A 14,912-nucleotide genomic window follows, 5' to 3' on the forward strand; every position below is an offset into this window, starting at 1 on the left:
CAGCAACGGCAGCGCCAGCGCCAGCCAGCCGCTAACCCTGCTCATGGGAGCGCCCCCTCAACAAGCCGCCGGCCTGCTCCGGTGCCAGCGGCTTGTCCAGCTTGCCCAGGCTGGCGATCTGCTGGGCGCTCACCCCCAACAGCCACTGCTCCTCGCCGACCTGCACCACCAGCAGGCGTTCCCGATGCCCCAGCGCCAGGCTGGCCACGATCCGCAGCTGGCGGCTGCCGCCCAGGGCCCCGGGCAGGCGCAGCTTGCGCAGCAGCCAGCCGAGCACCAGGATCAGCCCGATCACCAGCAGCGACGACAGCGCCCAGGAGTCCCAGCGGATCTCCGGCCCCTGGGCCAGCAGGGGCGCCGGCCACAGCAGCAACACGAACGGACGCATCGTCATTTCAGCTTTTTGATGCGTTCGGTCTGGCTGATCACGTCGGTCAGGCGAATACCGAACTTGTCGTTGACCACCACCACTTCCCCGTGGGCGATCAGGGTGCCGTTCACCATCACGTCCAGCGGTTCCCCGGCCAGGCGATCCAGCTCGACCACCGAGCCCTGGTTGAGCTGCAGCAGGTTGCGGATACTGATCTGGCTGCGCCCCACCTCCATCGAAATGGTGACCGGAATGTCCAGTATGGTGTCCAGCTTGCGCCGCTCTTCCACCGTCAGCGGCGCCGTGCCGTCGTTGCCGAAATCGTCCAGCTCGGGCCGCTTTACCGCCGACTCGTCGGTTTCCTGCTCGGCCATGGCTTCGGCCCACACATCATCCAGCTCGTTCTGCTCTTCATCACTCATGATGCATCCTCAATGGTTCTCTCCAGTTCTTCCAGCTCGGCCTCGCCGTCAATGCGGACGCCCCGGCGGGTGACCTCGTGCAATTCGGTTTTGACCGATTCGGGCCGTTTCAGTTTTTCGGTGATCCGGACCGCCATCTTCTCGCCGGAACGCCCGAGCTGGGCCCGGAAGGTCGGCAGATCCTCGACCGACACCAGCAAGTGCTCGGGCATCTGCACCGGTATGATATCGCCGGCCTGCATCTCCATGATGGTGCGCAGGGTCAGCTCTTTTTCCAGCAGCTTCACCGACATGTCCACCCCCACATCGAGGATCTCGTCGCGCAGCGCCTTGCCCCAGCGCAGGTCGTTTTCGCCCTTGTCGCTCTGTACCCCGGCGTCGAGCAGCTCGCGGATCGGCTCCAGCATGCCGTAGGGCAGGGTCACGTGGAAATCGCCGCCGCCGCCGTCCAGCTCGATATGGAAGGAGCTGACCACCACCACCTCGGTGGGGCTGACGATGTTGGCCATGGTCGGGTTGACCTCGGAGTCGAGGTATTCGAACTCCACGTCCATCACCGGCGCCCAGGCTTCCTTGTAGTCCTCGAACACCAGCTTGAGCAACAGCTGGATCACCCGCCGTTCGGTGGGGGTGAACTCCCGCCCTTCGATCTTGGCGTGACGGCCGTCCCCGCCGAAGAAGTTGTCCACCAGAATAAACACCAGCCGGGCCTCCATGGTCACCAGGCCGATGCCCTTGAGCGGACGAAAGCGGACCATGTTGAGACTGGTGGGCAGGAACAGCGAGTGGACGTATTCGCCGAACTTCAGCATCTGCACGCCGTTGATCGACACCTCGGCGGTGCGCCGCATCATGTTGAACAGGCTGATGCGCATATGGCGGGCGAACCGCTCGTTGACCATCTCGAGGGTGGGCATGCGCCCACGCACGATACGGTCCTGGGACGAAAAATCGAAGGAGGAGACCCCGTCCCCCCCCTTCGATGTCTCGTCCTCTTTTACCTCGTCGACCCCGTGCAGCAGGGCGTCGATTTCATCCTGGGATAACAGATCGCTCACGATTCACCTATTGCATTACGATGCCGGTAAACAGCACTTTCTCAATCAGTCGCTGCTCCAGCACTTCCACCATGACGTGATTGAGTTCGTCCAGCGCCTCCTGGCGCACGGCGTCCTTGCCATCCGCGGTCAGGTAATTGTCGGCGGTCTGCCGGCTGAACACCGTCAGCAGCGTGCTTTCCAGCAACGGCAGGTGCTGCTTGGCCTTGCCTTCATCGGCGGTGCCCCGGACCAGCAGCTGCACCTCTATCTGTACCAGCCGGTCTCTTACCCCACCCGGCACACTGAAAATAAAGGGGCGCGACATGCCCACGTAGAGCGCCTTGTTGTCCTGCACCTCCTGCTCGGACAAGGGGGCTTCCTCCGGCTGCAGCCACCACCAGGCAGCGCCGCCGGCACCACCGGCCAGCACCAGGAACAGCAGTACCCAGATCCATTTACGCTTGTACCACGCCACCCTGGGCATGATCAGATCATTGGCCATCTCGCATCCTTAACATCCAAAGCAGACAGTCTAGCAACTAGTGTCATGCGAAAAAATCGATAGTCCCCGTCGCCGGACGACGTGGCCCGGCGGGCTCACCTTCGGTCCACTCCGGGTTATTCGCCTCGCCGCCCTGACGGGCGTGCTGGCCATGGCCCGGGGAGCCCTGCTGCTGCGCCGCTCCCTGTTGCGGGGCCCCCTGCTGGCCGGTAAAACCGCCGACCTGGCCCTGCCCCAGGGTGATGCCCTGCTGGACCAGCATGTCGCGCAGCCGGGGCAGCGCCTGATCCAGCAGCTCACGGGCCTGGGGCTGGCTGGCCAGGAACTGGATGTTGACCTCGCCCTGCTCCATCTTCAGCTGGATCCTGACCCCGCCCAGCTCGGAAGGGTTGAGCCGGATGTCGGCCTCCTGCAGGTTCTGGCTGACCATCACCTGTACCTGCTGGGCCAGTTGCCTGGCGCCGTGCTCGGGGCCGCCCTGCAGGGTCAGCGCCCGTTCCAGCATCACCGGCCGTTCCGGCTGAGGGGGGGCGCCCTGAACGCCGTCCCGGCTCGGGGCCACCGCCGACGCCGCCGGTTCCGGCACCAGCGGGCCGCCGCCCTGTCCCTGGCTCGGGGCAGGGTTATGCCCGGAGAGCAGCGCTTCCGCGACCGGCTTGCCGGTACTGGCGTCCGGCTCGGCCGGCACCTCCGCCATCTCGCCCGAGGCGCCTTCCGGCTCGACGGCGGGCGGCAACGGCTTGCCACCCGCCCCCTCGGTGCTTTGCTGCCAGCGCAGGCCATGTTCGATTTGCGCCAGCCATTCCGGGGTCGCGGTGGCCCTGGCGACGGTGGCCGGCGGCGCATCCCGCTCCAGTCCCTGCACCCGGCCTTCCCGGAACCACCGGACCGGCGCATCGACGGGCGTTTCCCCCACCGGCAGGACCGGTGCATCGACGGGCGTTTCCCCCACCGGCAGGACAGGTGCGACACCTCGGCGGCCGTCGCTCCCCCCGGCAGGTGGTGCAGAGAGCGGTTTCGGCTCAGCTGGTAGTTCAATTCCCGGTTCACTCGCCCCGCTCAGGCCATGCGTCGGCGTTTTGGCCCCGCCGGGCTGAACGCTGGATACCACCGCCTCGGCGGCTTTCGTACCCGGTGCCGTCGAGTCATCGCCCGATACGACCGAGACCGATAGTGGCGCGGCGGCTGCCGATTCATCACTTTCGCCTTTTAATTGAAAGCCGGTTTCACCGCCTGACACTCTCGGAGCCATCCCCGTTGCCCGATGTTCGACCTCTTTTACCCGCGGTTCATCGCCTTTCCCCCGCTCCCCCAGGGTACTGCCCCGCTCGTCGGTTACCCGGAAACCGGGAGCATCAATCCGAATGTCGGCCCCGTTAGCGCGAGTGCCGGTATCGTCCTTCCGCCCCCCGGCATCAGTTTCCATTACCAGGAGGCCGGACTCGCTAATTCGAATACCGGCACTTTTACCGCGGATCTCCGTCTTATCTGTCCATCCTTCGCCATCGGCCTCGGTGGCATTAGGCTCCTTGGCCGGGATCTCGGCGTCGGCCCTGTTGGCGGGTGGCAACGGTGCGGTTTTTTCTTCTTCACGAAGACCGGACCGGGCCTGCGGGGGTGGAGCCTGAGGGCCGGCGACAACGACCGGGTTCCGGCCAGTCGTATCAGCGGAAACGGGCCTGTCGCCCAGTAAACCGGCCTCTGGTGCCTTGCCGGCCCCCTCATGAGCTTCCGGATCGGCAAGCCGGGGGGCCTCGCTCTGACGGCCCGACGCGGCCGGGGCTTGCCCCTCCGGCGACCGTCCGCTCCTGTTGTCGCCGGTTTCGGAGGACGTCTCGGACGCCTTGCCGGCGCCGATGGATACGGCCAGATCGGTATCGGATGCTCCCTTCCCGGCAGCATCCAGCCTTGTCCCGGGTTCGTCCCGGGCGGCGGGTACCGGCAAGTTTTTGCCTGGTTCCACGGCGACGTCCGCCGCCGCCCGAGGGAAGACCGTGTCCCTGTCCGTCCTGGACATGTCGGCGGCTGCGATCCTGCCATGCTCGGGCTCCGCCTCGGCAGGCGTCGCCTCGGACAGCACCACCGGCAGGGCGGGCGCAACGACCGGGGATTCGGCGGCTTGCGCCGACTCCGGCCCGGCCTCGGCACGCGGCGGGGCCGCAGCCGCTGGCTCCTTGTCGGCCGGGCGGCTGTCGTCGAGCGCAGGCTCCGGCTTATCGGCAGGCCCGGACGATAGCGCATGGTCGCCGGCCTCGCCGGACGCGGATGATGTATCGTCCCGGGGTTCAACCGGCACACCGGCTGTCGGCTGCCCGGAAGTGGCCGGTGCCGGCTGCCCGGGAGTGGCCGGTGCCGGCTGCCCGGGAGTGGCCGGTGCCGGCTGCCCGGGAGTGGCCGGTGCCGGCTGCCCGGGAGTGGCCGGTGCCGGCTGCCCGGGAGTGGCAGTATCCGACTCGGCCTGCCGGCTCAGCAGCTCGGCAAAACGGGGAGTGCCCGGCGCGGCGCCGGCCATCGGCTCATGGCCCGGCTTGCCCGCCCCCCGGAGCAGGGGAGTCATACTTATCGTCATGATAACACCTTCATCTATAGCGCCGTCACGCCGCTCAATTCCTTATCCGCTACAAACAAATGCAAGTTACGCGCCAACCATTAAATGTTTTTTTTGTGAAAACGATAGATGGCCAGGTTATCGAGCATTTTCTGCTCCTGCCGGGCCGCCTCCAGCCGCTGCCGGTCCCGCTCCCGCTCCAGCAGCTTGGCAATGGCGTCCTTGCGCGCCCTGAGCGCCAGCCAGGCCTTGCGGCTCTGCTCCAACTGTTCCCGGGCCTGTTGCAGCCCCTGCTGCTGCTGCCGCTGGGCCAGCTCCAGCTTGTCGATAAAGCCCTGGAAATGGCCGAACTGATGGGCGCTCAGCCCGCCTTGCCCGCGGTTCTGGAATTCCTGGCTGTAATGACGCTGGTACTGGCTCAGGGTCTGCTGCTGCAGCTCCAGCTGCCGCAGCTGCAGCTGGGCCGCCCCCAGTTCGGCCGCTGCCTTGCGCTCCTGCCCGTCGAGCTGCTCCAGCAGCAGGTGCAGGGCCTTGCTCACCCGGCCGCCCTCAGCAACGGCCTGCTGATGACTTCCAGCTCATGCAGGCAGGCGGGCAGGCCGATCACCTCCTTCATGCCCTGGGTCAGGAAGCGCTCCAGGCGGGGCCGGATATTGATGGCCAGATCCAGCCGGGGGTCGGCGCCGGACTGATAGGCCCCCAGGTTGATCAGATCGTGGTTCTGCTGATAGAGGGCATAGGCCTGTTTCAACGCCCGGGCCTGGCGCTGGTGCGCCTCGCTGGTGACCGCCGTCATCACCCGGCTGATCGATTTCTCGATGTCGATGGCCGGGTAGTGGCCGCTGTCGGCCAACTGCCGCGACAGCACGATATGGCCGTCGAGGATGGCCCGGGCCGAGTCGGCGATGGGATCCTGCAGGTCGTCCCCTTCGGTCAGCACGGTGAAAAAGGCGGTGATGCTGCCCTGCCCCTCGGCGCCGTTGCCGGCCCGCTCCACCAGCGCCGGCAACTTGGCGAATACCGACGGCGGGTAGCCCTTGCTGGCGGGCGGCTCCCCCACCGCCAGGGCGATTTCGCGCTGGGCCTGGGCGTAGCGGGTAAGCGAGTCCATCAGCAGCAGCACATTGAGCCCCTGCTCCCGGAAGTACTCCGCCAGGGTCAGGGCGGTTTCGCAGCCCTTGAGCCGCATCAGCGGCGAGGCATCGGCCGGGGCCGCCACCACCACGGCGCGGGCGCGCCCCTCCTCCCCCAGGATCACCTCGATAAATTCCTTCACTTCCCGGCCCCGTTCACCGATAAGCCCCACCACCACCACATCGGCCTCGGCTCCCCGGGTCATCATACCGAGCAGCACGCTCTTACCGACGCCGGAGCCGGCGAACAGGCCCATCCGCTGGCCCTGACCCACGGTCAGCACCGAATTGATGGCCCGGACCCCCACGTCCATGGGGGCGACGATCGGTTTGCGCGCCATGGGATTGAGCCGCGGGGCGGTGAAATCGGCGGAGTCCCGGGTGGCAATGGGCCCCAGGCCGTCCAGCGGCTGGCCCACGCCGTCGATCACCCGGCCGAGCAGGGCCATGCCGACCGGCACCCCGGCGCCCTGGCCGACCGGGGTCACCCGGGCCCCGGGAATGACCCCCTTGAGCGACTCGGCCGGCATCAAATACAGCTTGTCGTCGGCAAAACCGACGACTTCTGCGTCCATTTCCCCGAACAGGGTCTGTATCTTGCACTGGCTGCCGACGGCGGCGGTACAGCCCACCGCCTCCAGGGTCAGGCCCACCACCCGGGTCAGCTTGCCGCTGGCGGCCATGGCCGGCAGCAGCCCCCGGGTCTGATAGGCCCCGAGCCGCTCACCGAGCGTCATGGAAGCGCTCCCAGTTGGCCTTGATAAAGTTGGCCATCAGCTCGTCGATACGCCGTGCCAGGCCGACATCGAGTTCGGACATCGCGGTTTTCAGGCGCAGATCCCCGCGGCCGAAGCTGGGCTCGGCCACCAGCTCCCAGCCACGCTGGCGGCGGCTGGCCTCGTCGAAATGCTGCTCGATCAGGGCGAGATCCTCGGGGTTCAGGTAGAGCGTGACGCCGCCGCCATGCCCCGGCAGGGCCCCGACCGCCTCGTGCAGGGTGGCCAGCAGCAACTGGGCAGAGGTAGCGGCCTCGGTTTTCAGCAGGTTGCGCGCCAGCTCGACCGCCAGGGTGACCAGGCTCTGCTCCACCACCTGGTCCACCCCGGCCAGCGGCCGGGCCAGTTGCTCGAGCAAGTGTTGCCACTGTTCGGTCTGCTCCCGGATCAGGGCCTGGCCATCGGCCAGGCCCTGATCCAGCCCCTGCTGCAAGCCGGCCTCGTGCCCTTCCTGCAGCCCCTGGAGCCGTCCTTCCTCCCGTCCCTGCTCGAAACCCTGCTGCCTGCCCTCCCCGAAGCCTTCTTCGAAGGCGGCCTGGCGGATGGCGTCCAGCGCCTCGGCGGTGAGCGGCGCAGGCTCTTCCTCCGGCTCGGGAGCCGGGTAGATGGGTTCGGGCTCGGCCTTGATGCGCAGCGCCGTGCCCCTCGGCCGGGGGGGCGGCAGGGACATATCGGGCCAGGACCAGTGTTCCACTTCCCGCCCGGTTTCCGTTGCTCCTGGCTCTTTGTCCAAACGGTAGGCGCGATCACGACTCATACGTAGTCATCACCCGCGCCCTTGGCCAGCATCAGCTCGCCGGAGTCGGCCAGGCGACGGGCCACCGCGAGGATCTCCTTCTGCGCCACTTCCACATCACTGACTCGGACCGGCCCCATGGCCTCCAGATCTTCCTGCAGCATTTCGGCGGCCCGCTTGGACATATTGTTGAAGAACTTCTCTTTCAGTTGATCGTCCGCGCCCTTGAGCGCCCGCTGCAACAGCTCTCCGGTCACCTCGCGCAGCAGCAGCTGGATGCCTCTGTCGTCCACATCGATCAGGTTTTCAAACACGAACATCAGATCCTGGATCTTCATGCTCATCTCTTCATCCTGGTCGCGGATGGCGTCCATCAGTATCCCTTCGATGGAGGTGTCCAGGTAATTCATGATGTTGGCCGCTGCCTTCAGTCCGCCCATCTTCGCCGCCTTGGCACCGCTCTGGCCGGCGAACTGTTTCTCCATGATGTCGTTCAGTTCCTGCAGGGCCGCGGGCTGGACTTCCTCCAGCTCGGCGATGCGCATGACCAAATCCAGCCGTACCGGCTCGGAAAACTGCTGCAGGATCTCCGCCGCCTGCTCGGGATCCAGGTAGGACAGCACTATGGTCTGGATTTGCGGATGTTCGTTATGAATGATGCTGGCCACCTGGCGGGCATCCATCCATTTGAGCGAATCCAGCCCCCGCGAGCCCGCCCCCGCCACTATCTGGTTGACCAGGCGACCGGCCTTGTCTTCCCCCAGGGCGGCGACCAGGGCATTGCGCACAAAGTCGTGGCTGCCCACGCCGATATTGGTAAAGCGCTGAATATCCTCGATAAACAGCCGGTGTACGGCACCGACCCGGTCGGGGCCGAAATCGCCCACCGCCGCCATCTTCATCCCCAGTCGCTGCACCTGCTTGGGATCCAGGTGGCGGAAGATCTGGGCCGCGTCCTCTTCCCGCAGGCTCAGCATCAGCAGCGCCGCCTTCTCGGTGCCGGACATCTTGGCGAGCAGCTGGCGCTGCTCGTCGCTGATCATGAGATCTTGGCTATCACTCATCACTCTTCACCCAGTCTTTCACGACCTGTGCGGCCAGATCCGGCTCATTGGCCACCAGGGCCCGTACCGCGGCCAGAATATCTTCGTCCTTGCGCAGATTCGGCAACTGCAGGCGGCCATCGCGCATGCCAAACAGCGAATCCTCCTGCTCCGCCTGCTGGGCCAGCAGGGTGAGCTGATCGTTACCGGCCAGGGCATTCTGGCCATCCAGATCCAGCTCTTCGGGCAACCTGTCATCGGTATTGAGCAGGCGCTTCACCATCGGCCGCACCAGGGTCAGCAGCAGTACTATCAACACCACCACCGCCCCGAGAATGCGCATCAGGTGCCAGAACCAGGGCTGTTCATAGAAGGGTATATCGGCCACTGCGGCCAGATCCGGCCGGTTGAAGGGCACCGAGACCACCTCGATGGCGTCTCCCCGGCTGACGTCGAAGCCGAGGCCGCCGCGCAGCAGCCGATCGATGCGGGACAGCTCCTCCTGGCTGAGCGGCACCCGCTCCATGCTGCCGTCCGCATTGTTCACCGCCTTGTAGTCCACCGCCACGGACACCGTCAGCCGCCGGATATCGCCGATGGCGCTCTCGGTGTGGCTGATGGTGGTGTCCAGCTCGAAGTTCCGCGTCGCCTCCCGGCGGGAGCGCTCGTTGCGATTGTTCTCCTGGGCCAGCCCTTCGGCCTGCTCCGGGATCTCCGACTCCATCGGCGGCTGGTTGGTCAGGGCGCCGGGAATGCCCAGCGCCCCCATGCCCGAAGTGTTGTCTTCCATCACCATTTCGGAACGGACTGCGGGCAGGTCGGGATTGAAGGACTTGACGGTCTGCTCCTGGCGGGTGAAATCGAGGCGGATGTCCACCTCCGCCGTGTAGTTGTCCAGGCCCAGCACCGGACTCAGGATGGCGTCGATTTTCTGGCGGTAGTCGGCTTCCTGCTTCTGCTGCAATTCGAATTCACGACGGGTACGGGCCGACATGGGATCCTGGGAGCCGGAGTTGAGCAAGCGACCGTTCTGATCGGTCACGGTGACCCGGCCCGGGGTCAGATCCGGTACCGCGGACGCCACCGTATCGACGATGGCGTCCACTTCCTCCTGGCGCAGGGCGCTGCCGCGGCGCAGGTTGAGCACCACGGTGGCACTGGGCTGGCGCCGGTCGCGCACGAACACGTTTTCTCGGGGAATAGCCAGCAGCACCTGGGCCTGGGCCACGCTGTTGTACTGCTCGATCACCCGCGCCAGCTGGCGCTCCCGGCTCAGGTTGAGCCGTTCCCGCTCCAGCCGCTGGCTGATGCCGAAGCCGGGATCGGCCAGCAGAATGGCATCCCCCTGGGGCAGCTCCTGCACCAGCCCTGACCGGGTCAGTCCAAGCTGGATATCCGCAAACTGATCGGCCCGCACCAGCACGGTATTGCCGTCGATCTTGTACTGGATTTTCTGGCCGTCCAGGTAATCCAGGGTTTCGATAAGCTCCTGGTTGCTGTACACCCCCAGGGGACGCATTTCCGGCTCCTTGCCCCACAGCAGGATGAACACCGCTATCGCCAGGCAGATAGCCAGCGCCAGTACGATGATGACCTGGCGCAATACGTCGGCGTTACCCAGCAAGGCAAAAGGCGTGCTTTTCCGCTCTTCCGCTTCCAGTGTCGCCGCCTCGTTCGCGGCCAGCACGTTCCTGTCGGCATCCACCAACTGATTATCAGCCACCCGTCAGCCCCTCATACCGGCATGTTCATAATGGTTTTGTAGGCTTCCACCACCTTGTTGCGCACCTGCACGGTGGCATCGAAGGCCAGGCCGGACTTCTGGGCGGCGATCATCACCTGCTCCAGGCTGACCGACTCGTCCCCCAGCTCGAAGCGGGTACGCAGGCCGTCGGTGCTTTGCTGCAGGCCGTTGACGTTGTCGACCGCCCGGGTCAGCAGGGCGGCAAAGTCCTGGTGCGGGCCGGGGGCATTCACCGGCGCCAGCTGTTGCGCTTCGCCCTTCAACGACTGCATCTCGTTCAGCAATGCGGTGGCTTTAATGTCCATCTCGATGGTCCCTGTCAGTGATTCACCCGGCGATCATAATGCAAAGCACGGGCCAGTTCATATTTAAATCAAAAGCATAAGCGGATGGGGGTCTACATGGGCACACGGATCCCCGCCTCGCGCATGCGGGCCAGCTTGTAACGCAGGGTACGCGGGCTGATGCCGAGCTTTTCCGCCACCTCCCGCCGGCTGCCGGCACAGGCCTGCAGCGCCTGCAGGATAATCTGGTGCTCCTGACTCTCCAGTTCCTTACCCAGGCCGTCATCCGGCACCACCGGAGCCGGGGCGGCCGCCCCGTCCAGCAGGATGTCGCCGGCTCCCAGGGTGCCGGCCACCGACAAAATCAGCGCCCGCTGTATTACGTTGTCCAGCTCGCGCACGTTACCGGGCCAGTGCCATGCCTGCAGGCAGGCCCTGGCATCCTCGCCCAGGGTCACGCCGTTGCGCCCGAGTAGACGAGCCTGTCGCTGCAGCAGGTATTCCGCCAGCGGCAGTATGTCGCCGGGCCGCTCCGCCAGGGCCGGCCAGCTCAGCGGGAAGACGTTCAGCCGGTAATACAGGTCTTCGCGAAAACGCCCCTCGGTCACCGCCTGGCGCAGATCCCGGTTGCTGGTGGCCAGCACTCGCACATCCAGGCTGATGATCTTGCGCCCGCCCAGCCGCTCGACCTCCCGCTCCTGCAATACCCGTAGCAGCTTGGCCTGCAGGTTCAAATCCATCTCGGTGATTTCATCGAGCAACAGGGTACCGCCATGGGCCTGCTCGAACTTACCCGGGCAGGCCTGCACCGCCCCGGTGAAGGCGCCCTTCTCATAACCGAACAGGGTGGCTTCGAGCATGTTGTCGGGGATGGCGGCGCAGTTGATGGCCACGAAAGGCCCCTCCGCCCGGGCCGAACGGCGGTGAATAAACCGGGCCAGCACTTCCTTGCCGGTACCGCTGGGGCCGGTGATCATCACGCTGGCGGCGGAGCGGGCCACCCGGCCCGCCAGTTGCAGCAGCCGGATGCTCTTTTCGTCGCCGACCACGGGATCGCCGTCGTCTTCCCGCGGCGGCCGGAGATAACGGGCCACCAACCCAAGCAGGGCGTCGGGGGTAAAGGGCTTGGCCAGATAGTCCACGGCACCGGCACGCATCGCGCTCACCGCCCCCGCCACCTGGGCGTGGGCGGTCATCACCAGCACCGGCAGGCCGGGAAACCGGCCGCCGATCCAGTGCAGCAGACCGAGGCCGTCCATGCCGGCCATCTGTACATCGGTGATCACCATCTGCACCGCCTGCCGCTGCAGTAGGCTGATCGCCGCCTCGGCGCTGGGCACGCACTCGCACCGATACCCCGACAGCAGCAGGGTATCCTGCAATGCCTGCTGAAGGCCGAGATCATCCTCTACGATCAGAATATCGCCACTCATGATGTTGCTCCCTGATGATGCCTGGTCAGCAGCGGCAGGCGCAGGCTGAAGCAACTGCCCTGGCCCGGCTGCGAGCTGACGGAAACGGAGCCCTGGTGGGCCTTGAGCACCGACGCCACCGCCGCCAGCCCGAGCCCGGTGCCCTGGCTGCGGGTGGTGAAAAAGGGCGTGAAGATGTTGGCGGTCAACGTCTCGTCCATGCCCTTGCCGTCGTCCCGGATCCGGATGAGCAGTTGCTCCTGCTCCAGCTCGGTGTCGATATGGATGCGGCGGGCGTCGGCCTGTGCCGCATTTTCCAGCAAATTCAGCAGTATGCTTTTGATGCTGTTGCGGTTGCCGAGGATCCTGGCCCGGCAGTCGTCGGCGCAGGACAAGGCCACCCCCCGCGCCGCCAGCAGTGGCGCGGCCGCCTCCCGGGTCTGTGCCAGCAGCTCGCCCACCTCCAGTTCGTCGGCCAGCGGTGAGGTGTCCTGCCGGGCGAACAGCAGGATATCGCTTATTTGACGCTCGATGTCCGTCAGCCGGTCCATCAGCCGCTGCTGAAACTGGCTCCGCTGGGCGGAATTCAATGCCGGGCTGGCCAGGTTGGCGCCGTAGAGCATGGCGGCGGACAGGGGAGTACGAATTTGGTGGGCCAGGGTGGCCGCCATGCGCCCCAGGGCGGCCAGGCGCTGGGCATGGCCCTGCTGCTCCGCCCAGGTGCGGGTCGGCGTCATGTCGGTCAGTTGGATTAACTGACCCGGCTGGCCTTCGAGGTGGGAGATGGCCAGCTGCACCCGGCGCCCGTTGCGCAGCGACACCTGAAAACCGTCATCGGGCCGGGGCGCGAAAGCCCGGGCGATGACCTCGACCCAAGAGATGCCGAGCAGGGGCTCGCCCAGCAGCGACAGGGCGGCCGTATTGGCTCGGCTGACGGTGCCGTGGCCGTCCACCCACAGCAGGCCACCGGGCATGGCCTGGATAATCTGTTCGAGATGATCGGCATCCAGCAGCGTCTGCCAGCGGGTATCGGGCATGGGGCTCATAAGGTTTACGGATATCATCACCGGCACCATTCAAAAATAGTGCCACATTAGTGATAGATGTTTTGGACAGTCAGCACATCCCTAATCAATATTCTCTGCCGATACCGTACTTTTTCATTTTCTCCACCAAGGTGGTACGGCGCATGCCCAGTTGCTCGGCGGCCCTGGCGACCACCCCGTCGCTGGCTTCCAGGGCGCGGCCAATCATGTCGATCTCGATGTTGGCCAGCATTTCCTTGAGGTTGATGCCTTCCGCCGTCAGCGGCGGCAAGTAGAAATCCCCGTCGGGATGGCCATCTGCATCGTCGGCGCCGAAATCGAAGAAAACCTCGTTTTCTTCCTCGAACTCGTCCCGCTCCGGCTGCCGGAAAATAGACGACAGCGCCGCCTGTTCATCCATTTCGTCGAAGGTCCGGGATCCTGCCTCGCTCTCCGGGCGATAGCGGGCGGGCAGATCGTCGACGCCCACCTCGCGCCCCGGACACAGGATAAACATCCGTTCAACCAGGTTGGACAGCTCCCGCACGTTGCCCGGCCAGGCGTATTCCTTCAATGCGGACACCGCCGGCGCCGAGAACGCCAGTTCGGCGTCGTGCACCTGGCGGTGACGGTTGATCAGCTCATGCAACAGCAGCGGGATATCCCGGCAACGTTCCCGCAACGGTGGCGCCACGATGGGAAAGACGTTGAGCCGGTAATAGAGATCCTCCCGGAAACGCCGTTCAAGGATCATCTTTTCCAGATCGCGGTGGGTGGCGGCGATGATCCGCACGTTGGCGGTGATGGGCCGGGTGCCCCCTACCCGTTCGAAGGTACGCTCCTGCAGTACCCGCAGCAGCTTGACCTGCATCGGCAGCGGCATGTCGCCGATTTCATCCAGAAACAGGGTACCGCCCGCGGCCAGCTCGAAGCGCCCCTTGCGGGAAGAGACGGCGCCGGTGAAGGCCCCTTTCTCGTGGCCGAACAGTTCGCTCTCGAGCAGCTCCGCCGGAATGGCGCCACAGTTGATGGGCACGAAGGGCCCCTCGGACTGCAGCGACAGCATATGGATGGCGCGGGCGATCACTTCCTTGCCGGTCCCCGACTCCCCCAGCAGCAGCACATTGGCCTGCTTGTCGGCCACCTGCCGGATCAGTGACTTGACTTCGAGCATCGCCGGGCATTCACCCACCAGCAACTGATGCAGACGCCACTCCTGCTGTTCCGCCACCGGCGGCGGGCACCAGCGCTGCGCCTGCGACAGCAACCGGGTCAGCTCGTGATAGGTCATCTGCCGCAGGCAGCCGATAAAATTGGGGCTGGGATCGGCGCTGGCCGCCAGGGTGATAAAAACATGGCGGGGATACTGGTGGAGCAGCTCCCCCAGCGTGGTCCGACTCTGCCCGAGCAGCACGGTGAAACCGGCGGCGTCGGCCAATGCGCTCAGGGCGGCGGCTTCGTCGTGGCTGACCCAGTCCACCTGCATAAAGGAAAGAATGGCTTCCAGCTTGCCACGACGTTCAAGATCGCCGTCAATAATCAATATTTTACCGAAAGAACCCATGGGGTGAAGACATCCTTAAACTTCGCGAGTGTAGTAAGTCTTGAATGGGCGGCCGGTCCTGTCGCGTCACCTGATGGCCTGCCCCGTGCTTTCTTTTTTGTTATTGGTCGAGGTCTTGTTGACAAACCAGAACGCAAAAAATTGTCGCATTGCGTCATGACTGCCGGAATTCTGACACAGCCAGCGTCAGAACTCGACCCTCGGGGAGTAGTTTTAGAGGAAAGCTTGAGCAGGATCAAATGACAACGACGTCACAGTAACCGAGTGGCGATTTAGTAACCAGGCGGGAGGGTGGAGAAGTCGGGAATTTGGC

At 65.3% G+C, this 14,912-nt stretch carries 14 protein-coding genes; all 14 read right to left on the reverse strand.

Annotation, left to right across the window (positions count from 1 at the left end):
* Nucleotides 1-31 precede the first annotated feature (31 nt).
* The 14 genes from fliO to C7H85_RS06400 all read right to left on the reverse strand — a co-directional run bounded on the left by fliO (nucleotide 32) and on the right by C7H85_RS06400 (nucleotide 14,599).
* Nucleotides 32-394, reverse strand: a complete 363-nt coding sequence (fliO, locus tag C7H85_RS06330) for a flagellar biosynthetic protein FliO (RefSeq protein ID WP_245879589.1) — start codon at nucleotides 392-394, stop codon at nucleotides 32-34.
* Nucleotides 391-795, reverse strand: a complete 405-nt coding sequence (gene fliN, locus C7H85_RS06335; protein ID WP_245879614.1) for a flagellar motor switch protein FliN — start codon at nucleotides 793-795, stop codon at nucleotides 391-393. The genes fliO and fliN overlap by 4 nt, the downstream gene beginning before the upstream one ends.
* Nucleotides 789-1,850 carry a flagellar motor switch protein FliM gene (fliM, locus tag C7H85_RS06340; RefSeq protein ID WP_106728877.1) on the reverse strand — a complete coding sequence of 354 codons (1,062 nt, stop codon included), beginning with the start codon at nucleotides 1,848-1,850 and terminating at the stop codon, nucleotides 789-791. Before fliM ends, fliN begins: the two co-directional genes overlap by 7 nt.
* Before the next feature lie 7 nt (nucleotides 1,851-1,857).
* Nucleotides 1,858-2,334 carry a flagellar basal body-associated FliL family protein gene (locus C7H85_RS06345; RefSeq protein WP_106728878.1) on the reverse strand — a complete coding sequence of 159 codons (477 nt, stop codon included), beginning with the start codon at nucleotides 2,332-2,334 and terminating at the stop codon, nucleotides 1,858-1,860.
* Nucleotides 2,335-2,377: 43 nt separating this feature from the next.
* Nucleotides 2,378-3,250, reverse strand: a complete 873-nt coding sequence (locus C7H85_RS06350; RefSeq protein WP_146140428.1) for a flagellar hook-length control protein FliK — start codon at nucleotides 3,248-3,250, stop codon at nucleotides 2,378-2,380.
* Nucleotides 3,251-4,983: 1,733 nt separating this feature from the next.
* A complete protein-coding gene (gene fliJ / locus C7H85_RS06360) occupies nucleotides 4,984-5,421 on the reverse strand; it encodes a flagellar export protein FliJ (RefSeq protein WP_106728881.1) in 438 nt (145 codons plus the stop codon).
* Nucleotides 5,418-6,752 carry a flagellar protein export ATPase FliI gene (fliI, locus tag C7H85_RS06365; protein ID WP_106728882.1) on the reverse strand — a complete coding sequence of 445 codons (1,335 nt, stop codon included), beginning with the start codon at nucleotides 6,750-6,752 and terminating at the stop codon, nucleotides 5,418-5,420. Before fliI ends, fliJ begins: the two co-directional genes overlap by 4 nt.
* Nucleotides 6,739-7,548, reverse strand: a complete 810-nt coding sequence (fliH, locus tag C7H85_RS06370; RefSeq protein ID WP_106728883.1) for a flagellar assembly protein FliH — start codon at nucleotides 7,546-7,548, stop codon at nucleotides 6,739-6,741. The genes fliI and fliH overlap by 14 nt, the downstream gene beginning before the upstream one ends.
* Nucleotides 7,545-8,591, reverse strand: a complete 1,047-nt coding sequence (gene fliG / locus C7H85_RS06375) for a flagellar motor switch protein FliG (protein WP_106728884.1) — start codon at nucleotides 8,589-8,591, stop codon at nucleotides 7,545-7,547. The genes fliH and fliG overlap by 4 nt, the downstream gene beginning before the upstream one ends.
* A complete protein-coding gene (gene fliF, locus C7H85_RS06380; protein WP_106728885.1) occupies nucleotides 8,584-10,293 on the reverse strand; it encodes a flagellar basal-body MS-ring/collar protein FliF in 1,710 nt (569 codons plus the stop codon). The genes fliG and fliF overlap by 8 nt, the downstream gene beginning before the upstream one ends.
* A gap of 11 nt (nucleotides 10,294-10,304) precedes the next feature.
* A complete protein-coding gene (gene fliE / locus C7H85_RS06385; protein ID WP_106728886.1) occupies nucleotides 10,305-10,619 on the reverse strand; it encodes a flagellar hook-basal body complex protein FliE in 315 nt (104 codons plus the stop codon).
* A gap of 92 nt (nucleotides 10,620-10,711) precedes the next feature.
* Entirely contained in the window at nucleotides 10,712-12,031 is a 1,320-nt protein-coding gene (locus tag C7H85_RS06390; RefSeq protein WP_106728887.1) for a sigma-54-dependent transcriptional regulator, read from the reverse strand.
* A complete protein-coding gene (locus C7H85_RS06395; protein WP_106729382.1) occupies nucleotides 12,028-13,074 on the reverse strand; it encodes a sensor histidine kinase in 1,047 nt (348 codons plus the stop codon). Before C7H85_RS06395 ends, C7H85_RS06390 begins: the two co-directional genes overlap by 4 nt.
* A 67-nt stretch (nucleotides 13,075-13,141) precedes the next feature.
* Complete coding sequence (locus C7H85_RS06400) at nucleotides 13,142-14,599, reverse strand: sigma-54 dependent transcriptional regulator (RefSeq protein WP_106728888.1); 1,458 nt, start codon at nucleotides 14,597-14,599, stop codon at nucleotides 13,142-13,144.
* Nucleotides 14,600-14,912: the final 313 nt, after the last annotated feature.

The sequence above is a fragment of the Zobellella endophytica genome (assembly GCF_003012775.1).
GTDB lineage: Bacteria > Pseudomonadota > Gammaproteobacteria > Enterobacterales > Aeromonadaceae > Oceanimonas > Oceanimonas endophytica.